Origin of the sequence: Streptomyces sp. NPDC029674 (genome assembly GCF_044903205.1) — a bacterium.
GTDB lineage: Bacteria > Actinomycetota > Actinomycetes > Streptomycetales > Streptomycetaceae > Streptomyces.
The window spans coordinates 278,111-301,767 of the sequence record NZ_JBJDPY010000005.1 but is presented as its reverse complement, the minus strand read 5'-3'; the positions used below and the strand labels follow the sequence as shown (position 1 = coordinate 301,767).

At 71.1% G+C, this 23,657-nt stretch carries 16 protein-coding genes and 2 pseudogenes; 13 read left to right on the top strand and 5 right to left on the bottom strand.

The annotated features are described in order from the left end of the window. Window positions 1–201 precede the first annotated feature (201 nt). Window positions 202–1,806: a S8 family peptidase gene (locus ACI2L3_RS14775; RefSeq protein ID WP_404752742.1), complete on the top strand. Its 1,605-nt coding sequence runs from the start codon at window positions 202–204 to the stop codon at window positions 1,804–1,806. Between the two features lie 42 nt (window positions 1,807–1,848). On the opposite strand, the gene ACI2L3_RS14770 is transcribed toward ACI2L3_RS14775, so the two are convergent. The 3 genes from ACI2L3_RS14770 to ACI2L3_RS14760 all read right to left on the bottom strand — a co-directional run bounded on the left by ACI2L3_RS14770 (window position 1,849) and on the right by ACI2L3_RS14760 (window position 6,161). Further along, complete coding sequence (locus ACI2L3_RS14770; RefSeq protein WP_404752741.1) at window positions 1,849–2,352, bottom strand: metallophosphoesterase family protein; 504 nt, start codon at window positions 2,350–2,352, stop codon at window positions 1,849–1,851. 78 nt (window positions 2,353–2,430) lie between these two features. Continuing rightward, on the bottom strand, window positions 2,431–5,469 hold the full coding sequence (locus ACI2L3_RS14765) for a tetratricopeptide repeat protein (protein WP_404752740.1): 3,039 nt from the start codon (window positions 5,467–5,469) through the stop codon (window positions 2,431–2,433). A gap of 293 nt (window positions 5,470–5,762) precedes the next feature. After that, window positions 5,763–6,161 carry a hypothetical protein gene (locus tag ACI2L3_RS14760; RefSeq protein ID WP_404752739.1) on the bottom strand — a complete coding sequence of 133 codons (399 nt, stop codon included), beginning with the start codon at window positions 6,159–6,161 and terminating at the stop codon, window positions 5,763–5,765. Window positions 6,162–6,782: 621 nt separating this feature from the next. Between ACI2L3_RS14760 and ACI2L3_RS14755 the strand changes: the two genes are divergently transcribed. Then, window positions 6,783–7,265 (top strand): DUF4232 domain-containing protein, encoded by a 483-nt coding sequence (locus ACI2L3_RS14755; protein ID WP_404752738.1) that lies wholly within the window; start codon window positions 6,783–6,785, stop codon window positions 7,263–7,265. Window positions 7,266–7,300: 35 nt separating this feature from the next. Here the strand turns inward: ACI2L3_RS14755 and ACI2L3_RS14750 are convergent, their stop codons facing one another. After that, a complete protein-coding gene (locus ACI2L3_RS14750) occupies window positions 7,301–8,650 on the bottom strand; it encodes an amidohydrolase family protein (protein WP_404752737.1) in 1,350 nt (449 codons plus the stop codon). Window positions 8,651–9,333: 683 nt separating this feature from the next. Between ACI2L3_RS14750 and ACI2L3_RS14745 the strand changes: the two genes are divergently transcribed. The 6 genes and pseudogenes from ACI2L3_RS14745 (at window position 9,334) to ACI2L3_RS14720 (ending at window position 15,011) form a co-directional block, all read left to right on the top strand. Further along, a complete protein-coding gene (locus ACI2L3_RS14745; RefSeq protein WP_404752736.1) occupies window positions 9,334–10,215 on the top strand; it encodes a GntR family transcriptional regulator in 882 nt (293 codons plus the stop codon). Window positions 10,216–10,331: 116 nt separating this feature from the next. Then, on the top strand, window positions 10,332–11,819 hold the full coding sequence (locus ACI2L3_RS14740) for an MFS transporter (RefSeq protein WP_404752735.1): 1,488 nt from the start codon (window positions 10,332–10,334) through the stop codon (window positions 11,817–11,819). A gap of 140 nt (window positions 11,820–11,959) precedes the next feature. Continuing rightward, a pseudogene (locus ACI2L3_RS14735) lies at window positions 11,960–12,165 on the top strand (AAA family ATPase); the annotation flags it as partial. Between the two features lie 116 nt (window positions 12,166–12,281). Next, a pseudogene (locus ACI2L3_RS14730) lies at window positions 12,282–12,683 on the top strand (winged helix-turn-helix domain-containing protein); the annotation flags it as partial. 991 nt (window positions 12,684–13,674) lie between these two features. Further along, window positions 13,675–14,478 (top strand): hypothetical protein, encoded by an 804-nt coding sequence (locus ACI2L3_RS14725; RefSeq protein ID WP_404752734.1) that lies wholly within the window; start codon window positions 13,675–13,677, stop codon window positions 14,476–14,478. Further along, window positions 14,427–15,011 (top strand): S1 RNA-binding domain-containing protein, encoded by a 585-nt coding sequence (locus ACI2L3_RS14720; protein WP_404752733.1) that lies wholly within the window; start codon window positions 14,427–14,429, stop codon window positions 15,009–15,011. Before ACI2L3_RS14725 ends, ACI2L3_RS14720 begins: the two co-directional genes overlap by 52 nt. Window positions 15,012–15,098: 87 nt before the next feature. On the opposite strand, the gene ACI2L3_RS14715 is transcribed toward ACI2L3_RS14720, so the two are convergent. Then, on the bottom strand, window positions 15,099–16,622 hold the full coding sequence (locus tag ACI2L3_RS14715; protein WP_404752732.1) for a non-reducing end alpha-L-arabinofuranosidase family hydrolase: 1,524 nt from the start codon (window positions 16,620–16,622) through the stop codon (window positions 15,099–15,101). A gap of 356 nt (window positions 16,623–16,978) precedes the next feature. Between ACI2L3_RS14715 and ACI2L3_RS14710 the strand changes: the two genes are divergently transcribed. From ACI2L3_RS14710 to ACI2L3_RS14690, 5 genes are all read left to right on the top strand, one after another. Continuing rightward, entirely contained in the window at window positions 16,979–18,037 is a 1,059-nt protein-coding gene (locus ACI2L3_RS14710) for a LacI family DNA-binding transcriptional regulator (RefSeq protein ID WP_404752731.1), read from the top strand. 174 nt (window positions 18,038–18,211) lie between these two features. After that, window positions 18,212–19,534: an extracellular solute-binding protein gene (locus ACI2L3_RS14705; RefSeq protein WP_404752730.1), complete on the top strand. Its 1,323-nt coding sequence runs from the start codon at window positions 18,212–18,214 to the stop codon at window positions 19,532–19,534. A 6-nt stretch (window positions 19,535–19,540) separates the two neighbouring features. Further along, on the top strand, window positions 19,541–20,530 hold the full coding sequence (locus ACI2L3_RS14700; protein WP_404752906.1) for a carbohydrate ABC transporter permease: 990 nt from the start codon (window positions 19,541–19,543) through the stop codon (window positions 20,528–20,530). Further along, window positions 20,527–21,363 carry a carbohydrate ABC transporter permease gene (locus tag ACI2L3_RS14695; RefSeq protein ID WP_404752729.1) on the top strand — a complete coding sequence of 279 codons (837 nt, stop codon included), beginning with the start codon at window positions 20,527–20,529 and terminating at the stop codon, window positions 21,361–21,363. The genes ACI2L3_RS14700 and ACI2L3_RS14695 overlap by 4 nt, the downstream gene beginning before the upstream one ends. A 55-nt stretch (window positions 21,364–21,418) precedes the next feature. Next, the gene (locus tag ACI2L3_RS14690) at window positions 21,419–23,656 is read left to right on the top strand and encodes a glycoside hydrolase family 3 N-terminal domain-containing protein (protein WP_404752728.1); all 2,238 of its coding nucleotides are present in this window, start codon (window positions 21,419–21,421) and stop codon (window positions 23,654–23,656) included. Window position 23,657: the final 1 nt, after the last annotated feature.

The following is a 23,657-nucleotide window of genomic DNA, read 5'->3' as shown; positions in this document are numbered from 1 at the left end:
ACTCGACCCTCCGCACTCTTTGGGTAGCGCTACGGATTGCTGCGTCCGCCCGGCGTGCCCGAAGCTCTGGCCCGGCACGCACCCCCACCCCCCACCCCCGACACCCGCCGCCTGTCACGCATTGCATGTCATGACCGCGACATGCGACGCCGCGTCCGGCGGCCCGTGCGCCGGGGCCCGAACAGCCCTCAGGGAGAAACCATGAAGATCGATGTCCGCGTCGTCCGGCGCGTACTCGCCGTCGGCGCAAGCACCGCCCTGCTCGCAGGGGTCGCCGCGACCTCCGGAGCCGCCGCCGCACCCGTACCGCCGGGCGACGGAGAAGGCCGCATCGTCGGCGCCGACCGCCCGGGCGCGGTCGAAGGCTCGTACATCGTCACCTTCGAGAACTCGGTCGCCCGCGCCGACATCCCCGCCGCGGCGAAGGCGCTGGCCAAGCAGCACGCGGGCAGCCTCCGCCACACGTACACCGCCGCCCTGCGCGGCTTCGCCGTGCGGATGCCGGAGCACGAGGCCAAGGAGCTCGCCGCCGATCCTTCGGTGGCCCGCGTGGAGGCCGACGCCCCCGCGTACGCCGTCGACACCCAGACCAACCCGCCCTCCTGGGGCCTGGACCGCGTAGACCAGCGCGACCTGCCGGTGGACAAGAGCTACTCGTACGACACCACCGCCACCAACGTGAACGCGTACATCCTCGACACCGGTATCCGCATGAGCCACCGCGACTTCGGCGGCCGCGCCGTCAGCGGCTACGACTTCATCGACAACGACTCCAACGCCTCCGACTGCCAGGGCCACGGCACCCACGTCGCGGGCACCGTCGGCGGCGGCGCGTACGGCGTCGCCAAGGGCGTGAAGCTGACCGGCGTGCGCGTGCTGAACTGCCAGGGCACATCGGGCGACACGTGGGCCCCCGTCCTGGCGGGCATCGACTGGGTGACCAAGAACGCGGCGAAGCCGGCCGTGGCCAACATGAGCATCGGCGGCGGCAGGACCCAGTCCGTGAACGACGCCGTGGCGACGTCCATAGCCTCCGGCGTGACATGGGTGGTGGCGGCCGGCAACAACAACGCCGACTCGTGTTCGTACTCCCCGTCCTCCACCCCGTCGGCCATCACGGTCGGCGCCACCAACAGCCGGGACGCCCGGGCGACCGGCTGGTCCAACGGCCAGGGCTCCAACTACGGCTCCTGCCTGGACATCTTCGCGCCCGGCGACAGCATCGTCTCCACCTCCAACTCCGGTGACAGCGCGTCGCAGTCGATGAGCGGGACCTCGATGGCCGCCCCGCACGTCGCGGGCGCCGCCGCCCTGCTGCTCGCCGCCAACCCGACGTGGACCCCGGCCCAGGTCCGCGACAAGCTGGTCGCCGACGCCACGTCCGGCAAGGTCACCGACCCCCGCACCGGCTCCCCGAACAAGCTCCTGCACACGGGCGCCGGTGACAGCACCCCGCCCACCGGCAAGAAGTTCGAGAACACCGACGACCACCAGATCCGCGACAACGCCACCGTCGAGTCGCCCCTCCCGGTCACCGGCGTCACCGGCAGGGCGCCCTCCGACCTGTCCGTCACCGTCGACATCCGCCACACCTTCCGCGGTGACCTCAAGGTGGAGCTCGTCGCCCCCGACGGCACCGCGTACCTCCTGAAGGACTACAACAGCAACGACAGCGCCGACGACGTCCGGGCCACCTACCGCGTCGACGCCTCCGGCGAGACCGCCGACGGCACGTGGAAGCTGCGCGTGACCGACAACTGGACCAACGACACAGGTGTCGTCAACGCCTGGTCCCTGCAGTTCTGACCCGCCGTCCCGCGGTTTTGGCCCACACCACCGGCGGCGTGCTCAGCGCTTCAGCGGCAGCCGGTGCCAGGTCAGGTCGCGCAGCGACGCGTCCGAGACCGTCAGGGTGAGGAACGTGCAGTACGGCTGGCGCCTGCGGTCCGTGGGAGAGCCGGGGTTGAGCAGCCGCAGACCGCCGGGCGCCTCGGTGTCCCACGGGATGTGGCTGTGCCCGAACACGAGCACGTCCAGGTCGGGGAAGCGCTCGGCACACCGGCGTTCGCGCCCGGCGGCCGCTCCGGTCTCGTGTACGACACCGAACCGCAGCCCCGCCAGCTCGGCCCGCTCGACCTCGGCGAGCCGGCGGCGCAGCGCCGGGCCGTCGTTGTTGCCGTACACGGCGATCAGCCGGCGCGACCGGGACTCGAACAGATCGAGCGTGGCCTCGTCGATCCAGTCACCGGCGTGGATCACCACGTCGGCCCGGTCGATCCCGGCCAGCAGATCGTCGGGCAGACGCTTCGCCCGCGCCGGCACGTGGGTGTCGGAAGTCAGCAGCAGCCGCATGATCCAAGCGTAGGCAGGTACGGCCGGAGCCCGCGAGGCCGTGAGGCCGCGATGTCGTGAGACCGCGAGCCGGCCGGGTCAGTCCACGATGATGCCCGGGTAGCAGTGGTCGTGGTGCCAGTCCGGGGCCACCGGGTATCCGCAGTGGCAGGACTCGGGGCGGGCCGGCTCGCCCCGGGCGCGCCGGGTCAGGGCGACGATCAGCGGCTGGCGGTCCAGCCAGGACGCCGCGTCGTCGTGGTCGGTCACACCGAGGGCGTGCGGCGGCACGCCGAGCCCGTCGGCGAGCAGCTCTATGAGCGGGTCGGCCTGCCTGCGGATGAAGCGCAGGACGTTGCCGCAGTAGGACGGGGACATCTCGTCCAGGCGGTGCCGACGGTCCTGGACGTCCTGCCAGATCTCGTCCTGGTTCAGGAGGTTCACCCAGTGCTCCTCCGAGGTCCAGCGTGCCGTCGGCGCGACGGGTCCGCCGCTGCCCGCCGCCCGCACCAACTCCTGGACCTCCTCGGCCTCTTCGAGGGCCCGGCCGTACTCCGCGTGGTCCACGGCCGCGAGACGCCGGTAGATCTCCACGGACATGTCCGCGTCCCGGCGGGCGGCGGCCAGCTCACCCCCGGAGCCCAGCCGGGCCTGGGCCGACTGGCGCAGGACCTTCGCGTGGCCGCTCTCGTACCGGACCGGATCGGCCGCAGCGAGCCGCGCCATGATGCCCGCCGCCTCGTCGGCCAGGGCTAGGGACTCCCGCCACCGCTGCAGCCGCCCCAGATAGCGGGCGAGCCGCGACGCGAGGTCCGCCAGGACGGGCCCGAGCGCGGCGGGCGCCACCGCGGCCGGCCGGCGGGCGGTCGCGACCGCCTCCTCCAGCGCGGCGACCGCCTCCTGTCTGCGCCGCGACGCCCACAGCAGGACGCCCAGGTTGCCCAGGCACTGGGCCAGCTGGGACTCGTCGAGTACGAACGCGCGGGCTAGCAGCGACCCGGCGGGCGGTCCCGCCGCAAGGCCGCGCCGGGCGAACTCGATGGCCCGCGTCTGGGCGGCCACGGCGTCCGAGAGGCGGCGCAGCTGCCAGGAGAAGATGCCGAGGTTGTTCAGGGCGAGCGCGAGGCCGGTCTCGTACTGGCCCGGCCGGCTCGCCGTCAGCCGCCAGAAGATCCCGACCGCTTGCTCCGTCGGAGCCATGGCCCGCTCCGGATACCCCGCGGCGGCCAGCCCCTCGCCCACCTGCGCGAGGGCCAGGGCGAGCCCCGGCTCGTGCGCCGCCGGGTCCGCCGCGGCCAGCTCCCGGAAGAGCCCGGCCGCTTCCTCGGCCGCGTGCAGCGCACGGTCGGGGGCGTCGGCGTCGAAGGCGTGCTGGGTCAGATGCAGCAGGGCGGTGGCCAGGGCGGCGACCGGGGACGCGGGCGATGAGGACGTGGACCTGGCGGAGGCCGGAGACGACGCAGGTGTGGCAGAGGGCAGGGGCGACGCAGACGTGGCAGAGGACGAAGACGTCGCACACGCGGCAGAAGACAGGGACGTCGCAGATGCGGCGGTCGACGCAGCCGACCCGGACCTGGCAGCGGACGGAGACCGCGGCTCGGCCGCACGCGCGCCGGCGGTCACCGCTTTGCGGAAGCAGCGCACCGCCTCCTCGTCCGCCGCCAGCGCTTCCCGCGCCCGTCCCGCCCGGCCGAGCCGGAAGCCGAGGCCCTGGTGCAGGCGGCCGCGTTCGGCCGGGTCCGTGGTTTCGGGGAGACGTTCGGCGACCAGCCGGGCCGTGAACGTCGCGATGCCCGCGTCGAGGTCGAGCTGCCCGAACTCCGGGAAGCAGGCCTCCACGGAGGCGAGTACGGAGACCGGGAGCGCGGTCTCGGCGAGCGCCGTGAGGGCCGCACTCCCCGCGGCGACGGCCACCGACGGGTCCTGCCGCAGGATCTGCTCCAGGTGCCCGGCGATGTGCGGCCAGCGCCCGGGCGCCGCCGCGGCGGCCAGGAACGTCAGACCGCGCGTGACCGACGGCGGAACCGCACCGTCCGCGCCGCGGGCGCTGAGCGTACGAGCTGTCGGCGCGGCCCACGGGGCGGCCGGATAGCCGCTCACCCGGTGCCCGTCGAGACTGAGGGCGAGGAAGTCCTCGGCGAGCCGGTCGGGGTAGAGCGGTTCGAGGACGGCACCCGGCTCCGTCGCCGGGTAACAGGTGGCGTGGTCGGTGAGCAGCCGCGACGGTCGCTCCAGGCCGATCCCCGCGAGCAGGGCACCGCCGTCCTCCGGCGACACGGCTCCGGTGAGGGCGGCCGTGAACACGACGCGGTTCATGTCGCTCGGCGCGGTGCTGAAGTCCAGTCCCTCCAGGCGGTTCTCCCACAGCCGGGACCAGTGCCGGCGCTCCCGGTTCAGGAGGTACGCGGAGAGACCGGCCAGATCGCCGGGGGCCGGTTCGCCGCGTACGTGGGCGTCGACGGCGACCAGTGCGGCCATGTGCACCGCGAGGACGAGCCCGAACTCCGGGCGCCCCAGATCCTTCGGCGGTGCGATCACGGCCGGATCGGGCACACCGTACCGGGCGGCGAAGCAGTCCCTGGCCGCGGTGAACATGGCGGACCGGGCCCGCGGATCGCCGCCGGGGGCACCCAGCGGACGCAGCTCCTGGTCCCGCGTGTCGGCCATGACGTCTTCCAGGGCGGAGCGCACGGCGGGCCACGCGGTGGCCGAGCGGGCGAGCAGCAGCAGTCGGGTCGGCAGCGAACCGGAGAGCAGCCGGTTGCTGAACAGCCAGCTGAGGTGCGAGACGGGCCAGCGGTCCGCGTAGTCGACCACGAGGAGCAGCCCGCGAGCCCCGCCCGGCCGCAGGTCCACACCGTTCTCCCGGCCCGCGTCCAGAACCGCGCCCGGACCGTGCGTGGCCGTGACGACCTGCCAGCCCGCGGCGGCGCTCTCGACGGCGAACTCGTCGGCGAGACGGCTCTTCCCGTGCCCGCCGGGACCGTGCAGCCACGTCGCCGAGAGCCGCGGCCGGGGAGCGTCCCGCCAGGCGGCGAGCTCGGCGCGCTCCCGCTCCCGGCCGGTGAAGTCGACCAGCCGGTAGCGGGCGTTGAGCATCCGGCTGGGCTGGTCGAGCAGCCAGCTGTCGTCCGGCACGGGAGCCGCGCTCCGGCGCTCGCCGAGCAGGTAGACGGGCCCGCGGTCCGGAAAGACGTGCAGGTCGGCACCGATGACGCCGTACCCGAAGCCGCTTTCTACGCGGATCGCCTGGTGGACGGTTGCGGTTGCTGCTGCTGCGGCTGTCGTGGGGCGGGGCGGTGTGCTGCCGGGCGGCGCGCCACCGTCCCCGACACGGCTACCCCCACCGTCACCGCTACCGCCACCGTCTCCGCCATTGTCTGCGGATGCGGTCCGACGGCGGCCCTGGCGGATGCTGTCGTCAGCCCCTGTCACCGAGCCGCCCGCCCGGCACCTTCACCCCCGGCGTCCCTTGCCCCCTCTTCGCCGTAGTGGTGGTTGACGATGTTGCCGCCCTGCACCAGGAAGGCCTTGGCGTTGTCGCGTACGACGACGTCCTGCACCCACTTCGGCTCGCTCTTCCCGGCGGGCCGCACGTCCTCGATGAGGGCCCGCAGCTCGTCGGCCGCGGCCGGGTCACGCTGCAGCAGCGAGCGCAGCTCGAGCTGCCACAGCGGAAGGAGCGTCTGCCGCACCTGGTCGCTGTCCTCGGCCTCCGCCACGAGCTGGGCGTTGCTGTCGAGCTGGCCCTCGATCGCCTGCTGCCGTTCCTCGTCGCCGCGGCGCCCCGACGACCCGAACGCCGGCCACCGCGGCGCGGCCGTCTTCACTCGGGGGGACCGCTTGGGAGCGGGCTGGCTGGCGGCGTACAACGGCTTGAGCTGAGCCCTCGGCAACCGCCGCTCGTCGGCAGGCCCTTTGACTCCATGCCCGCATGGAGTTCTCCCTCACACCACCGACCGGCGTCGGCCCGCCGCGGAGCGGAGTCCGGTTCAGAGCCGGAGTCGAAGTTTCACCAGCCACTGCAGCACGTCTTCCGCCGCAGTGGGCTGATGATCAGCGTCCACTGCATGCGCGACATGAACAGGGTCACTACTTCAACTCGGTTCTCGTTGCCCGGCCCGGGTACTACGACACCCCTGCGGAGGCCGCGAAGTAACTCTGGGACAGCCCCTCTGCCGTCCCAGCCGCCCGTTCCAGTGGGTGAGCGTCTGTGCTGGTCAAAGGCCGTTCCGGCGTTCCAGCGTCCCGTACCACCGGCCTGTTGTGGCGACTGGGACGGATCGCGGCCCAGGCTGTGGGTCGTCCGAGCAGTTCGCCGGACGGACTACTCACCGCACCCACCCATGGAGTTCTCGATGCGTTCGCGTCTTGCCGCCCGTTCCACCCGTTCCACCCGTTCTGTCCGTTCCGCCCGTTCAACCCGTCCCACGCGTCTCGTCCTGACCGCCGTGGCCGCCGTTGCCCTCACGACCACCGCCGCCGGCACCGCGCTCGCCGTCGGAGGCCAGAGCAAGGCCCCCGTCGAGCAGATCTGCGGGACGAATGACCTGAGCTTCAAGGTCACCGAGAAGACACAGGCCGGCGGCTACCTCCTCGTGACCGCCAAGGCCAAGCCCGGCATCACCTGCTATCTGGAGGGAACCATCCCCTCCGCCGCCTTCGGTTCCTCTCCCGACGGGCAGGTCGCTCCCATCGAGCAGGCCGTCACCGAAACCATCAAGCTCTCCGGTTCCACCGCTGCTTACGCCGGCATCGACCCCAAGTCGACCAACGACGACCACGGCAGGGAGTTCGACCAGCTGATCATCGCCGTCGCCGGGGACGAGCAAGGCGCCATCTCCGTCAACCTGCCCAGCCCGACCCTGATCGACAAGCCGCTGAGCACCAACTGGCACGCCGACCCGGCTGACGCGGTTCCGTCCAGCAGCTGACTCCGGCAGCTCGTCCGCCCCGTGACGGGGGCGGCTCAGGAACGAGGTCGCCGCAGGTGGCGCGCGGTGCCGTCCGGGTCCGGGTCCACCCGCTGGATGCGGGCACGCCGCACCACCCGCGGCCCCACCTCGGCGGCCTCCCGAACGAGCGCGGGCCCGTCCCAGTCGGTGGGCCAGCCGTGCCACAGCCGCAGCTTGCCGTCCACGAAGACCGCGGTGATCTGGTCACGGTCGGCCAGCCGGACCAGTTCCCACGACAGGTCGTAGGACGGGGTCAGTTCGGGCACTTGGAGGTCGACGAGCAGGAAGTCGGCGGCCTTGCCGACGGCGATCTCGCCCGTCACCTTGCCGAGCCCGACAGCGTCGGCGCTCAGCGCGGTGGCGTGGGCGAGCCACGTGCGCCCGGCGCCGCACGAGGAGTCGCCGGACATCAGACCGTAGGCCAGGCGCTGCGCACTCTCCGCGGCGTCCACCAGACGGAAGCCGCCACCGCGGGTCCCGTCGGTGCCGGTACCGAAGCGGATGCCCAGGGCCTGCCACATCAAGGCGTGCGCGACGCCGTTGCCCTTCCAGGCGCTGGCCACCGGGTTGTAGCTGAGCGCGGCGCCGGTGTCGGCGAGCATGCGCATCTCGTCGGGGGTGAGCAGGGTGGCGTGGGCGCCGAGCGTGTGGGAGTTGAGGGCGCCGATGTGATGCAGGTAGGAGACCGGCCGGCGGCCCACGCTCTTGAGTGAGCGTTCCACGGCGGCCAGGTGCTCGTTGACGTGGATCTGGAAGACCGCGTCGGCGTCCGCGCACAGGTCGGCGGTCCTCTTCAACACTGCGGCGGTGGCGTTCTCGGGGACGGGTATGGCCAGCGAGGGGTGGATCAGCCGGGAGCTCCGGAACCGCTCCAGGTGTTCCTCCCCGCCCTTCCCGTCGGAGACAACCTTGGACAGCACGCAGCGCAGCCCGGCCTCCTCGGCGGCCTCGGCGATGACGCCCACGTCGACGGGCGCGCGGGTTCCGGCGTCGGCGGCGGTGGTGAACCCGCCGCGCAACGCCTCCAGGGCCGCGAGCTTCACCGACAGATGGGCGCTCTCCTCGTCCAGGGCGTGTTCCAGCGGCTCCCAGACGGTCTTGAAGATCTCCGACGGCTGCCCGAACGCCTGAGCCTTGCCGAAACTCTGCGTCAGATGGTGATGCGCGTCCACGAAGCCCGGCATGAGCAGGTGGCCCTTCAGCCGCACGGTGCGGGCGTTCCGGTGCGCGTCGGTGAGCGTACGGACGGGTCCGACGGCCCGGAACGTCCCGTCCTGAACGAGCACCGCGCGCCCCTTGACCGGCCCTTCGGGCAGCAGGACGACGTCCGGTACGAGCAGCAACTGCTTGCCGTGGAAGTCCATGGGGCCGAAGGCGTCGCGACCGCCGTGCCCACCGTGATCGGCAAGGCTGTCTGGACGGTCTGGGCCGTCTGCACGGTCTGGGGCGTCTGCACGGTTTGGGCCGTCTGGGCCGTCCGGGGCGTCTGGACGGTCAAGGCGCTCAGGGCTGGCGGCAGCCGCCGGCGCTGCCCCGGCCGTGCCGAGCAGACCACCGGCCCCGACAAGACCGGCCCCGACGACGAAGCTGCGACGCCCCACGCCATACGTCCCGTCGTCCTCGCCCGACGACCCGTCCTGCCACGCCTGCTGCACCACCGCACGCTCCTTCGTGTTCGCACAGGAAGGCTCGGTCGCGCAGGGCGGCCGAGCCGGGGGCGCCGACCCTAAACGAGCCCGGATGGCGGAACAAGAGTTTCGACACACGGAAACGGAGGACGCGCTTCGGTGCGGAGCGACGACGGACATCCCTCGTCGATGCGGCCGCGGCGGCTGGGTGGCGCAACGGCTCCGCGCTCTCGGCCGAGCCGCACGTCACGAGCTTCGTCGCAGGTCAGCATGGGTGGCGTAACTTGCGGGAAACGTCACCGTCCTAGGTTGGACGGATGCCGTACAGGCTCGCCCCCGCCTCCCGCGCCACTTCCCTTCTTTCCTCCCCGTCCCTGCCCACCTGCCCACCTGCACCCCCAACGCGTAGCGGAGGTTCCATGAACGCCTCGCCCACCGACCCCGCGGCCCCGAGCGCCGACAGGGGACCGGGCGGATCGCGTACGGAAGGTCCGGCGCCGCAAAACCAGCGGCGGACCCGAGCGGACCGGGCCCGGCAGGTAGCGGAAGTGCTGCGTCGTCAGATCGCCTCCGGGGCGTTCACTTCGGGCGTGCTGCCGGACGAGAGGGTGCTGATCGCCGACTTCGCGGTGTCGCGCAACACCGTTCGCGAGGCGCTGGGCGTACTGCGCGACGAAGGGGTGGTCGAGCGGCGCCAGGGCGTGGGCACGGTGATCGTGCGACGGCCCTACGAGCACACCTTGGACCGGCTGACCGGCCTGGCCGAAACGCTGCGCACGCACGGTGAGGTGATCAATCAGGTGCGGGTCGCGGACGTGGTGCGCCCGCCCAGCGAGGTGGCGCGCAAGCTGCAAGTCCCGGACGGCGGAAGGGTCGTGTACATCGAACGGCTGCGGCTGCTGGACGGTGTACCGCTGTCCCTCGACCTGACTTACCTGGTCCTGGACATCGGCGAGCCGCTGCTGACCGCCGACCTGGCCGGTCGGGACCTGTTCGGACTCATCGAGCAGTCCACCGGCGGCCGGCTCGGCTCGGCGAGCGTCACCGTGCATGCGGTGGGCGGTGACCCGCACACGTGCGCGCTGCTGGACATCCCGGCAGGCTCGGCGCTGTTCACCGTCGAACGGCTGACCAGGCTGCCCGACGGACGCCCGGTGGACCTGGAGTTCCTCCGCATCCGCGGCGACCGACTGGCGTTCCGCGCCGAACTCGTCCGCGCGGTCCCGGACGTCCCGGATCCGCACGCTGCCCCAGCATCGCGGGACGACGAAGGTGCGCGAGGGGAAGGAGGCGAACGGTGACCCCGGACCCTCAGGTCCAGAACCTCGGAGCCCAGAACCCCCAACCTCAAGCCCAAAACCCCCAACCCCAAAACCCGCAACCCCAAGCCCAAGCCCAAGCCCAAGGCCCCGGTTCGGTGACCGTCGCCGTGATGTGTCTGTGCGTCACCTTGGTCGTGGGCATGGTCTCCGCGGTGAACCTCGCCATCCCCGCGCTGTCGCGCAGCACGCTGCGTCCGTCGGCCGAGTCGGTGATGTGGGTGGTCGACGGTTACGTCGTGTTCTTCGCCTGCCTGCTCATCCCGGGTGGCGCGCTCGCCGACCGGCTCGGCCGCAAGCGGGTGCTGGCCGCCGGCATGGGCCTGTTCACCGCGGGTTGCGTGCTGTGCGCCGTGGCGCCGGGCATCGGCACGGTGATCGCGGGCCGGGTGGTCAGCGGCGTGGGCGCCGCCGCGGTGCTGCCGACGACGCTGGCACTGATGGTGGGCGGCGCGCCGGCACACCGCCGGGCACGGCTGGTGGCGGTATGGGCGTCGATGACGGGCCTGGCGGCCGTGCTGGGCAACGTCGGCGGCGGCGCGGCGCTGCAACTCGGTTCGTGGCGGGCGCTGTTCTGGTGCGTGGTGCCGTTGTCGCTGGCGGCGCTCGTCCTGGTAATGGCGTTCTCTCCGGCGCCTCCGCGGCACGAGCGGCCGGTGTCGATGGTGTCGGCGGGCCTGCTGACGGCCGGTTTCCTCGCGCTGCTGTCGGGGATCGTCTCCGGCCCGCAGGCAGGCTGGGGCAGTGCGCGGGTGCTGGGCGGGTTCGCCGTGGCGGCGGTGCTGCTGGTGGCCTGGGCCGGCTGGGAGCTGCGGCGCGAGCATCCGATGCTGGATCCCCGGCTGTTCGCCGTGCCGGTGGTGCGGGCGGGTGCGGTCGGGATGGCGCTGGTCTTCGTCGGAATGTTCGGCCTGTTCTACGTCAACGGTCAGTACTTGCAGTACGCCAAGGGCTACTCGCCGCTGGGGGCGGGCGTGCGGCTGCTGCCGATGGCGGGTGCGTTGCTGCTCGCGCCGCGTTGCGCGGTGGTGGTGGAGCGGCGCGCCGGTCCGCGGGTGACCCTGGGGTTCGGACTGGTGGTGCTGGCGGCCGGTCTGGGCACGGTGTCGCTGGTCGGCCCGAGCACCTCGTACTCCCTGTACGCACTCGGGGCGACGCTCACCGCGGCCGGGTGCGGCCTGGCCACGCCGCTGCTGTCGCACGGCATGATGTCCGCGCTGCCGGCGCATCGGGCCGGGGTGGGCTCGGGGTTGCAGAGCCTGGCGCGGGAGCTCGGCAGCGCGCTCGGCGTGGCGATCAGCGGCAGCGTGGTGACCGGGACGTTCACCGCGAACCTCCCGGCGCCGCTGCGCGGCCCCGACGCCCCGACGACCGTCCCCGCCGCCGAACACCACCTGGCTGCCGAGGGCCTGACCTCCCCCGCCCTGCGGCACGCCGTCGTCACGGACTTCACCACCGCCATCGACACCGCGATGCGGGTACTGGCCGTACTCGTGGTGACGGTCGGCGCGCTGGTGGTCGCTTGGTATCCGCGCCGTGATGCCCGGGCGGCGGAGGTGCGGGGCGGCTCCTGGCGACCCTCGTGACACAGCCGTCCACTGCCCGACCCCTGAGCCCTGACACTTGAGTCAGGCGGACGGGTCCGACACGAGCGCCGACGCACGACGCCGATGGCTGCGCTGGGAGTTGCCGCCGAGGACGCACTTCGAAGCCAACGGGGACTCTGCTGGCCACCAAACTCGTCAACGAGCTCGTCGAGGCCGCCGATGAGAAGCAGCTACTCCAGACCATTGCCTGCTACATACGCGTGGATCTTTTATGCATCGATGAGCTGGGGCCAAGGCCTTCACCGCTCCCCGGCTCTGCGCCGCCGTCGTCGACCGGCTCACCTTCAACGGAGTCATCATCGAGACCGGCACCGACTCCTACTGACTCACCCACACCAGGGCCCAGGGCGAACAGAGCAAGGCCGGCTGAGCCGCTTTCTGACCTTCAAAGCGTGGTGTCGTAGAGGCTGACGTCTGGTGATCCTGCGGTATGCCGACTGCATGAGGTATGCGCAAGGGGGTGGGCTGACCGACGAACGGCGGGTCTTCCGCGAGAAGTTGCGGTTGGAAGCGGCCGAGCGGTTCAGGCAGGGTGATGAGAACACGGTCATCGCCTCCGACCTGAGGGTCAGCCTCCGGTCAGTACAGCGTTGGGGAAAAGCCTGGTTGCAGGACGGACCGGGAGCCCTGGCCTCGAAGGGCCCGGCGTCGCTGCCGCTGCTCGGCGACGAGTTGTTCACCGTGCTCGAGCGTGAGCTGGCCAGGGGGCCGGTGGCACACGGCTGGCCGGACCAGGCCTGGACCCTGTCGCGGATCAAGACGCTGATCGGACGCCGGTTCCACAAGAGCTACACCGTGCAAGGGGTGGCCGGCCTGCTCAAGCGGCACGGCTGGAGCTGTCAGGTGCTGGCCCGGCGTGCGATCGAGCGGGACGAGAACCTGGTGGCCGGCTGGGTGAAGGAGAAGCGCCATACCCAAGCAGTCCTTGCCATGGCCCGTCGTCGCGTCAACGTCCTCTGGGCCCTTCTGCGCGACGGACGGGCCTGCGAGCCATTGCCGCCGGCGGCGCTTGCAGCGTGGCGCCTCTGTCCTGCGGCCGATCTGCCGGGTCAGCGGTAACACGGTCGACTGACAGGCAGGCTTACGGGAGTATCCGGATGCTGGCATCCGATAGTGAGGGCGGCCCGTTGATCACTCAAGGAGTAAAGGTCCCGGCGCGGTGCGACGCCTGCGGTGGCGTGCTGATACGCGACGTTGGCCAGTACATCGACCGTGGGCAGTTGTGGTGGGGCACCGTAGGCGCATGCACTGCTTGCCCCAACGGGTGGTGCGAGCAGGACACAGGCGGATCGACTCCTGAAGAGATCAGGAATGCCCTGCTGGCAGAGCATGGGCCCGCACGGCTTCGCCTCGCAGGCGACGAGTCGAGCCTCGTTCCCGTCTTGCGGGTCCTGCGCGAGGTGCTCCACCTCCCCCTGTGCCAAGCACGGGTGACGGCCGGCGCGCTCCAAGAGACCGGCCTGGTTGGCACGCTGGTCGAGATGGAGTTCATTGCCGACGGGCTGCAACGCCGATCAGTCGCTACAGAGATCGAGAGATGTAAGACATCGACCGACTGAACCTCACGAACCCAAGCAGAACGGCTTGACAAACGGCATTAGGAATCCACAACCACCGCCTATCCGGTGCCTAATGACACCGAGGAGTGGTCGGTCGCCGTCGACGCCTCCGCCGCAGAGACGCTGGCCGTCGGGACCCGCCCACGGATGCGATGAATGCCATCAGTGCCATCGGTGTCATAAATGTGTCGCTGGGTGGGAGACTTCGACGAGTGCGCTGTTCTGCCACTGCTCTGCCGCCCTGTTGATGGTCGTCCGAGGGGAGCACTCTGCCTATGAGCCAACTGCAGTTGTCGGGCGTGGCGTTGGCGGTCGCGGCAGGGCTGTACGTCGTACTGGCCGTGCTGTGGCAGGTCCGTGACCGTGCCGACCGGGCATCCGCCGACCGGCTGGACGTGGTGGAGATCGACCCGTACCATGCGGTCGCCACGGCCGGGTTCCCGAGTGACGCCGACCGGGCCGCGGCCGCCGAGCTGCTGTTGGCCGGAATGATACGGGTGGGCGAGGAAGGGGAGCTGGAGCTGTCACTCACCGACAGTGGAGGCCGCCCGGTCGCCGAGAAGCCGCTGCACGATGTCCCGGCCGCCCTGCTGACCACGCTCCGGCGCCACGCGGAACCGGTCGCGCTGTACCGCCTGCACTGGGACACCGAACACAAGAAGCGACGTGATGCGTTCCTGCACGCCGCGGACGCGAAATTCCCGCGCTGGTCCGACCGGACCAAGGACACGCTGCTCGGCGCGGCGGTCCTGGCCTCCGTACTGCTCGCTCTCTGGTACGCCGTCCAAATGGTGTTCATCCGCGATGCCACCGCGTCCGGCGCCGCCGACCTCATCCTTGCCGCCTTCCTCTGTCTCCTGCTGTGGCTCATGCTCGCCGTGCCGATGGGCTGGGCGGCGCTGCGGTGGTGGCCCGCTCGGCACGATCACTTCCGCGCCCACTGCAAGCGCCTGCCGCCGCATCCGGCCGAGCCCGCTCTCGACCCTGTGCGCGCCGAAGGGCTGCGGCGGAGCACCAGGGACCCGAGGTGGCAGCGGGAGGCCGAGGAGGCGTGGGTGGACAGTGGGGGTGCCTTCTGACGCAGCGTCGGACTGAGGCGGCGGGCCAAGGTGGCCGGAAGATACTGGAGACGCTGGAGCCGGGCCAGGTCTGCAAAGGAGTCGTGTCGTCCGTCGAACGGTTCGGCGCGTTCGTCGATATCGGCGGCTTCCATGGGCTGGTGAACGGGGCCGAGTTGACCTGGGCTCACTTCGACGCGGTGTCGGACATCGTGCACGTCGGACAGGAGGTCACCATCGTGGTCCTGGACGTCGATATCGAGCGGGAACGGGCCTCTTTCTCACTCAAGGCGCTGTACCCGGACCCGCTCGAGGAGTTCGCTCGCGTTCAGTTCGGCCGGGTGATCGCGGGCCGGGTGGAGAGGGTTGTGAGGATCGGGGCGTTCATCCAAGTCCACGAACATTTCGCAGGACTGGTGCCCCTCCATGAGTTCGTGGAGCTCGACGCGGACGACGGCCCTGAGAAGGGCCTGCGGGCTGGTGATGAAGTCATGGTCGAAGTGGTCGGCATCAACCTGCACAGCAGGCGAATCCTGCTGTCCCTCCGTTCGTAACGGTGTACCACCGACATGCGTCCCACCCACGCGCGCCCCGCCGGCGTGAGCTGAGCCGGCGGGGTGCCTTCGGCGAGGTTCGGGCGATCAGCAGGGGGAGTTGGTCTGGGTGAGCAGGCCCATGCGCCACGGCAGGCGGAGGTACTCGTCCTTGGCGGCTGGGTCCATGCCCTGGTAGACGTACTGCAATCGGCACGGATCGATGGTCAGGGTCTGGTCGTTGCCCGCTCGGACCAGTTCGCCGTGGCTGATGTCCTGGGTCCACGCGCCGCCGGGGAAGGTGACGTTGGCGCGGCCGGCGAAGGGTTCGTTCTCCGTGGCGGCGAGCGGTTTCCAGTTGCCGGTGAGGCCGGTGGAGGTGAAGGAGCGGAAGTAGCGGCGGCCGGTGGAGCCGATGGCCTCCTGGAGGAGCAGGTACTGGTTCTGGCCCGCGACCTTGTAGACGTTGGTCGCCTCGAACAGGTTGAACTTGGTGTCCGACAGCACGATCTGCGTGTTGCCGAAGCCGTTCGGGAAGTTGGCCAGGCTGGTCTGGGCGCGGTAGATGTGGCCGTTGTCGTCGCTGAAGAACAGGTGGCAGTTGGCCGTGTCGCAGATGACCCAGAAGTCGATCCAGGTGCCGTCGCCCTTGTTCTGGGTGACGATGGGCGGCTCCTGCGAGATGAAGGTGCGCGGCGCCGACCACGAGCGCGGGTCCGCCGGATTGGTGCTGGTGGAGTAGGTGGGCGGACCGGTCTGGTAGACCATGTACCACAGCTTCTGCGGCGCGAAGTAGAAGACTTGTGGCGCGGCCCGGTAGCCAGGTCCCATGGGTGAGGTGTCGAGGTAGGTGTGCGGTGCGGAGGCCGCCTTCGACCAGTCGTCGAAGTTGAACTGCACCAGACCCCAGCCGGCGGGACTGGCGGTCGTCGCGTACGTCAGCCACTGGTTGTTGTGACGTACGACCGAGAAGTCCTTGATCGCCAGTGCCTGCGGATGCTGGGCGTCCGGCTTCGGACCGGCCAGCACACCGCTGGAGGACCACCGGAACGTCGACGGCAGCGCGCCGCCGGATCCGGAATCGACCCGAACCAGTTTCCACTGCTGGTTGGCCCCGCCCCAGTCGGCGTACTGGACGACCTTGGCGCCGTCCGCGGTCGACCCGCCCTGCACCTCGACGGCCTTGCCGCTGTTGCGGTTGATCAGCCGGACATGGCCGTCCGGCGAATCGGCCGGGCGGAACTGCTGGTTGGCGCCGTTGAGGTCACTCCACTGAACGATGCTCGCGCCGTCGGCGGTGGAGTGGTTGAGGACGTCCAGCGCCTTGCCCGAGTGCTGCGCCCGCAGCCGGTAGTAGCCTCCGCCCGCGTCCACGAACTGGAACCGCTGGTTCGCGCTGTCGGCGCGGGTCCACTGCTGGACAGGCGCGCCATTGCCGGTGTCCGCGCCGGAGACGTCGAGGGCCTTGCCGCTGGCCCGGTTGACCAGGACGTACCACGCGTCGGGATCCACGGTGGCCGCCTGTGCCGGTCCGGCGGTACCGATTCCGGTGAGGAGCGCCGCGAGTAAGGCGGTCACCGCGGCGAGCAGCGTTGTTCGTCTGCCGTACCTCCGCCTGGGCCGATGCGTCATGGGTCTGTGTGGCATGGGTCTGTGTGGCATGGGCCTGCGTGCCATGGGTTTGCGCGGCATGGGCGTGTCAGCCATTCGTTGTCCGTCCTCTGTCTGCTGAGTGCCGTCTGGGCGAGGGGAGCGCTCCCATTGGCCGAAATACCGAACGGCGGTCGGTGGGTCGGAGATCTGAAGGCGCACGGTATTGACGCGTGCGGCGGCCGTCAACAGGCGTGGGCCTTCTGCCAGTTCGGATTGACGCGTTCGAGGAGCCGGACGGAAGGGCAGGGCGGCCGACGGGGGACCGGTGGCATGTCCTACGGTTTCCGGAAGGCTCCCGGAGGAGTTCCGGGCGCACAGCTACGGAGGTGGGGACTGTGGCCGGGGAACGCGCCCAGCGCAAGACAGGCACGCGGAGCCCGGACGGGGCGGCCAAGGTGACGATCAGCGAGATTGCGCGGGAGGCGGGCGTGTCCGTGCCGACCGTGTCGCGCGTCGTCAACGGGCGCTCCGACGTCTCGCCCGCCACCCGGGCCCGCGTCGAGGACCTGCTGCACCGGCACGGTTACCGTCGCCGTCCGGGTACTCCGGCGACCCGGGCGGCCCTGCTCGACCTGGTCTTCAACGACCTCGACAGCCCGTGGGCCGTGGAGATCATCCGGGGCGTGGAGGAGGTCGCGCACGAGCAGGGCGTCGGCACCGTGGTGTCCGCGATCCACGACCGGGCGGGCGCGGCACGGCAGTGGATGACCAACCTGCGCGCCCGTGCCTCGGACGGCGTGATCCTGGTGACCTCGGCGCTCGAACCCGGGCTCCACGACGAACTGCGGCGCCTGGGCGTGCCGTTGGTGGTGATCGACCCGGCCGGCGCGCCCGCCACCGAGGCGCCCACCGTCGGCGCCACCAACTGGGCGGGCGGCATGGCCGCCACGGAGCACCTGCTCGGGCTCGGCCACCGCAGGATCGGGTTCATCGAGGGTCCGCCCCGGCTGCTGTGCTCCCGGGCCCGCCTCGACGGCTACCGCGCCGCACTCGACGCGGCCGGGGCGGCCGTCGACGACGCGCTGATCGTGCCGGGGGACTTCTACCACGAGTCCGGCTTCAACGGTACGAACCGGCTGCTCGACCTGGACGAACCGCCCACCGCGATCTTCGCGGCCAGCGACCAGATGGCGCTCGGCGCGATCGAGGCGCTGCGCCGGCGCGGCCTGCGCGTGCCGGAGGACATGAGCGTCATCGGCTTCGACGACCTTCCGGAGGTGCGCTGGTCGTCCCCGCCGCTCACGACGGTCCGCCAACCCCTGTCCGACATGGGCAAGTTGGCGGCCCGCGCGGTGCTCGACCTGGCACGGTCCGTGGCGCCCGCCTCGCCGCGGGTGGAGCTGGCGACGGAGTTGGTCGTCCGCGCCAGCACGGCGCGACCGCGACGCGCATAGCGGAACGGAACCCTCCACAGGGGGTGGTGCGCGCGTTGCAGGGGGGTGTCAACGGCCCTTTTCGTCAAGGGCGTTGACACCCCCTTCGCATGCCCGTAACTTCCGTGGCCGTCTACCGATAATTTTCGGACCGCTTCCGGAAGGTAAGCCATGCCAGCCTTCGACAGAGCCGCTATGTCGGCACCGGTGACCGCGGCCGGCGCCGCGTCCTCCGCCTTTTCCCGCCGCCGGTTCCTGGGGACCGCGTCGGCGGCGGGACTCGCCGCGGCCGGTCTGTCCGCCTGTTCGGACTCCGGGTCCGCGACCACGGACAGCGAGGGCCGCACCGTCGTGGAGTGGTGGAACATCCAGACCACTGAGCCGTCCAAGTCCGTCTGGCCCGATCGGGTCAAGGCGTTCGAGGCCAAGAACCCCGATGTGCGGATCAAGCTCGTCACCCTGGAGAACGACGCGTACAAATCGAAGATGACGGCGCTGACGAGTTCCGGAAAGCTCCCGGACATCTACCACACCTGGGGCGGCGGTGTTCTCGAGCAGCAGATCGACGCGGGGCTCGTGGAGGACCTCTCGTCCTCCGTCAAAACCTTGAACGGGACGCTCGTTCCGGTGTCGGTCAAGGCGTACCAGTTCGACGGCAAGACGTACGCCGTGCCCTTCGACATCGGCGCCGTCGGCTTCTGGTACAACAAGGCGCTGTTCGCCGACGCGGGGATCGATGCCCCGCCCGCCACCTGGGACGACTACCTCGACGCGGTCAAGAAGCTGAAGAGCGCGGGGACCACGCCCATCGCCCTCGCGGGCAAGGAGAAGTGGCCCGGCATGTACTACTGGGCGTACCTGGCCATGCGGATCGCCGGGGTCGACGGCATGCAGAAGGCCGCGGACGCCAAGGACTTCACCGGCGACGCCTTCGTCAAGGCGGGTGAACGCCTCAAGGAACTCGTGGAGCTGGAGCCGTTCCAGAAGGGCTTCCTCGGGGCCGCGTACTCCACGCCCAACGGCGAGGCCGCGGTCATGGGCAACGGCAAGGCCGCGATGGAGCTGATGGGCCAGTGGGCACCCGTCGTGCAGGCCGACTCGGGCAAGGGCATCGGCGAGGACCTGGGCTTCTTCTCGTTCCCCACGGTCGCGGGCGGCAAGGGCGCGCTCACGGACGTGTTCGGCGGAGGCGGCGGGTACGCCGTGCGCAAGGGGGCGCCGCAGGCTGCCGTCGACTTCCTGAAGTTCTTCATGACGGCCGAGTCCGACCGCATCCTCGTGGCCGAGGCCGCCATGATGCCGGTCGTCAAGGACGCCACGGACGCCCTGACCGACCCCAACCTCAAGGACGTCTCGGAAGCCCTGGGCAAGGCGACCGGATTCCAGCTCTACCTCGACCAGGCGTACCCGCCGGCCGTCGGACAGGAGGTCAACGACTCCGTCGCCGGTCTCATCGCCGGGGCCAAGTCCCCGGAACAGGTGGCCAGGTCCGTCACCCAGGTCGCCAAGAGCCAGTAAATGACGATGACTTCGACCGACATGCGCGACGAGCGGACGGACACCGCCAAGGAGCCCGAAGCGGGCGCGCCGAACCGGCGCCCGCTCGGCCGCCGGGCGCGGGACTGGCTGACCCCCTTCGCCTTCACGGTGCCCGCCCTCGTCCTGTTCGGGCTGCTCGTGCTCGCGCCGATCCTGTACGCGCTGTACGTCAGCTTCTTCAACTGGGGTGGCTTCGGCTCCCCTCCGGACTTCGCGGGCGCCGACAACTACACCCGTCTCCTCGACGACCCGGTCTTCCTCGGCGACCTCTGGCGCGGCCTGCTGCTCGTCCTGTTCTCCGTGGGGATCCAGCTGCCGTTCGCGCTCGCCATGGCCGTGCTGCTCAACCAGAAGCTGCGCGGCCGGGCCTTCTACCGGATGCTGTTCTTCGCCCCGTACGTGCTGTCCGAGGTCATCACCGGCGTCCTGTTCTCCATGATCTTCGCGCCGGACGACGGGCTCGCCGACAAGACGCTCGGCGCGGTCGGCCTCGACGGCCTGGGCGGGCTCTGGTTCGCGGACCAGGACCACGTCCTTGCCACCCTGTTCATCGTCATGATGTGGAAGTACTTCGGCTTCCACATGATGCTGTACCTGGCCGGACTGCAGGGCGTCCCCGCCGAGCTGCACGAGGCGGCCCGCATCGACGGCGCGGGACCCTGGCAGCGCTTCCGCCACATCACCCTGCCGCTGCTCGGGCCGACGATCCGCATCAGCGTCTTCCTGTCCGTGATCGGCGCGATCCAGCTCTTCGACCTGGTCTGGGTGGTCACCCAGGGCGGCCCGGACCACCACTCCGAGACGATGGCCGTCACGCTCTTCCAGTTCGGGTTCAAGCGCTACCAGATCGGCTACGCCAGCGCGATCAGCATCGCGATGTTCCTGATCAGTCTCGTCTTCGCCCTCGCCTACCAGCGGTTCGTGCTGCGCCGCGACACCGAAGGAGCCCTCACCTCGATGCGAGGCAACCGATGACCCCGACGCTGCGGCGCAGGATGCGCTCCCTGCCCGTGTACGTCACCGTGTGGGTGGTCGGCGTGGTCATGATCACGCCGCTGCTCTACGCCTTCGTCTCCGGGTTCAAGTCCACCGACCAGCTCTCCCGCAACGCCTTCGGGCTGCCCTCGCCGTGGGTCACGTCCAACTACACGGACGTCCTGGCCTCCGGCTCCTTCTGGCGGATGCTCGGCTCCTCCACCCTGATCGCGGTGGGGACGACCCTGCTGACGGTCGGCACGGCGGCGCTCGCGGCGTTCGCGCTGGCCCGCTTCGCCTTCCGCGGCCGGGAGGTGCTGTTCACGCTCTTCACCATCGGCCTCATGTTCCCGTTCGCGGTGGCGATCCTGCCGCTGTTCATCCTGCTGCGCACCTTCGGGCTGCTCGACGACCCGTGGGGCGTGATCCTGCCGCAGGCCGCGTTCGGGCTGCCGATGACCATCGTCATCCTGCGCGGCTTCTTCCGCGAGATCCCCGGCGAACTGGAGGAGGCCGCCACCCTCGACGGCTGCTCCCCGTTCGGCTTCTTCTGGCGGATCCTGCTGCCGATGGCCCGGCCCGCCCTCGGCACCGTCTCCGTCCTCGCCGTGGTGGGCAGCTGGAACAACTTCCTGCTGCCGCTGCTCGTCTTCAGCGAACCCACCTGGTGGACGATCCCGGTCGGCGTCCAGCAGTTCCAGGGCCAGTACGCCGCCGACATCGCCCGCGTCTTCGCGTACCTGTTCCTCGCCATGGTGCCCGCCCTCGCCTTCTACGCCGTCGCCGAACGGCAGCTGATCGGCGGCATCACGATGGGCGCCACCAAGGGCTGACCCCACGCGGACCGACCTCTCCGACACTCGTACCGCATCGCATGTGAGGAGTTCCATGGCCGAGCCATGGCAGGACACCACCCTGCCCGCCCACGTCCGGGCGGCGGACCTGCTCGCCCGAATGACCACCGAGGAGAAGACCGCCCAGCTGTCCAGCGTATGGATCGGCGCCGAACCCGATGGCAGCGGGGCGGCCGACGTCGCGCCCGGACAGCACACCTACGCGGCCCGCAGCGCCGCACTCGACATGCTGCTGCCCTACGGCCTCGGCCACCTCACCCGCCCCTTCGGCACCGTCCCCGTCGACCCCGCCGAGGGCGCCGCCCGCCTCGCCGACCTGCAGCGCACCATCCGCGCCGGCAACCGCTTCGGCCTGCCCGCGATCGCCCACGAGGAGTGCCTGACCGGCTTCACCGCCTGGCAGGCCACCGTCTTCCCCACTCCGCTCGCCTGGGGCGCCACCTTCGACCCCGCGCTGATCACGGAGATGGCGCAGGCCATCGGTACGTCGATGCGCGCGGTCGGCATCCACCAGGGGCTCGCCCCCGTCCTGGACGTCGTACGGGACCCGCGCTGGGGCCGCACGGAGGAGGCCATCGGCGAGGACCCGTACCTGGTCGGCACCGTCGGCACCGCCTACGTACGAGGTCTCGAGGCGGCCGGGATCGTCGCCACCCTCAAACACTTCGCCGGTTACTCGGCCTCGCGCGCCGCCCGCAACCACGCCCCGGCCCCGCTCGGCCCGCGCGAGCTGGCCGACGTGATCCTGCCACCGTTCGAGATGGCGGTACGCGACGGCGGCGCCCGCTCCGTGATGCCCGCCTACAACGACATCGACGGCCTGCCCGCCCATGCCCACGGGCGCTTGCTCACCCAACTCCTGCGCGAAAACTGGCAATTCACCGGAACCGTGGTCTCCGACTACTACGGCGTCTCACTGCTCGAAGAAGCGCACCGGGTCGCCGAGGGCGAGGGCGGCGCGGCGCGGCTCGCCCTCGCGGCCGGCGTCGACGTGGAATTGCCTGCGGCCCGCTGCTTCAGCCCCGCGGACCCGCTCCCCGAGGACCTGCTCGACCGGGCCGCGCTGCGCGTCCTCACCCAGAAGTGCGAGCTGGGCCTGCTCGACCCCGGCTGGGAACCCGTCGCAGGAGGCGAGCCGGTCTACCTGAACCCTCCGCACATGCGGGAGCTGGCGCGACAAGTGGCCGAGGAATCGGTGGTGCTGCTCGCCAACGACTCCGGGGTGCTGCCCCTGGCACCCGGCGATGGGCCGCGCATCGCGCTCCTCGGCCCGCTCGCCCACGAGCAGGCCGCCATGCTCGGCTGCTACACATTCCCCCGGCACGTCGGCGTGCACCACCCCGACCTGCCGACGGGAGTCGAGGTTCCGACGCTCGCGCAGGCGCTGCACGCAGAGTTCCCGGGTGCCGTGTTCGTCGACGACCCGGCCGGCGCGGACGTCTGTCTGGCCGTGGTCGGGGACCGCTCGGGCCTGTTCGGCCGTGGTTCGTCGGGCGAGGGGTGCGACGCGGAGGACCTCCAACTGCCGTACGGCCAGGGTGATGTGCTTGACGAGGCGATGGCCTGCGGTGCGCCGGTCGTCATCGTCGTCCTCGGCGGGCGTCCCTACGCGCTCGGCCGCTGGGCCGACCGGGCCGCCGCCGTCATCGAGGCGTTCTTCCCCGGGCAGGAGGGCGGCGGCGCCGTCGCGGGCGTCCTGTCCGGGCGCGTCGAGCCGTCGGGGCGCCTCCCCGTCGCCGTGCCGCGCAACCCCGGCGGGCAGCCCGCCCCGTACCTGGTCCCGCCGCTCGGCCGGCACGGCTTCCCCAGCACCGTGGACCCGACGCCCCTGTACCCGTTCGGGCACGGCCTCTCCTACACCACGTTCGACTGGGGCCAACCGCGTTGCGGCGCCCTGGAGTTCACCACTGACGGCGAGACATCGTTCCGTATGACCGTACGCAACACCGGCGACCGGGCGGGCACCGAGGTCGTCCAGCTCTACCTCCACGACCCGGTCGGTACCGTCGCCCGCCCCGAGGTCCGGCTGGTCGGCTACGCCCGCGTCCCGCTGGACGCCGGCGCCTCGGCCGAGGTCCACGCCACGTTCCCCGCCGACCTCGCCGCGTACACCGGTGCGGACGGCCGCCGCGTCGTCGAACCGGGCGCTCTCGAACTACGCGTCGCCGCCTCCAGCGAACGCGTCCACCACACGGTGCCGCTCACCCTGACGGGGGCGGTGCGAGAGGTGGGGCACGAGCGCCGGATGCGGTGCGAGATACGCGTGAAGTAGC

What these genes read in the sequence shown, in the direction of transcription:
- ACI2L3_RS14775 (WP_404752742.1), top strand. Translation starts at nt 202, where the DNA reads ATGAAGATCGATGTCCGCGTCGTCCGGCGCGTACTCGCCGTCGGCGCA.
- ACI2L3_RS14770 (WP_404752741.1), bottom strand. Translation starts at nt 2,352, where the DNA reads ATGCGGCTGCTGCTGACTTCCGACACCCACGTGCCGGCGCGGGCGAAG.
- ACI2L3_RS14750 (WP_404752737.1), bottom strand. Translation starts at nt 8,650, where the DNA reads ATGGACTTCCACGGCAAGCAGTTGCTGCTCGTACCGGACGTCGTCCTG.
- ACI2L3_RS14745 (WP_404752736.1), top strand. Translation starts at nt 9,334, where the DNA reads ATGAACGCCTCGCCCACCGACCCCGCGGCCCCGAGCGCCGACAGGGGA.
- ACI2L3_RS14725 (WP_404752734.1), top strand. Translation starts at nt 13,675, where the DNA reads ATGAGCCAACTGCAGTTGTCGGGCGTGGCGTTGGCGGTCGCGGCAGGG.
- ACI2L3_RS14715 (WP_404752732.1), bottom strand. Translation starts at nt 16,622, where the DNA reads ATGACGCATCGGCCCAGGCGGAGGTACGGCAGACGAACAACGCTGCTC.
- ACI2L3_RS14705 (WP_404752730.1), top strand. Translation starts at nt 18,212, where the DNA reads ATGTCGGCACCGGTGACCGCGGCCGGCGCCGCGTCCTCCGCCTTTTCC.
- ACI2L3_RS14700 (WP_404752906.1), top strand. Translation starts at nt 19,541, where the DNA reads ATGACTTCGACCGACATGCGCGACGAGCGGACGGACACCGCCAAGGAG.
- ACI2L3_RS14695 (WP_404752729.1), top strand. Translation starts at nt 20,527, where the DNA reads ATGACCCCGACGCTGCGGCGCAGGATGCGCTCCCTGCCCGTGTACGTC.
- ACI2L3_RS14690 (WP_404752728.1), top strand. Translation starts at nt 21,419, where the DNA reads ATGGCCGAGCCATGGCAGGACACCACCCTGCCCGCCCACGTCCGGGCG.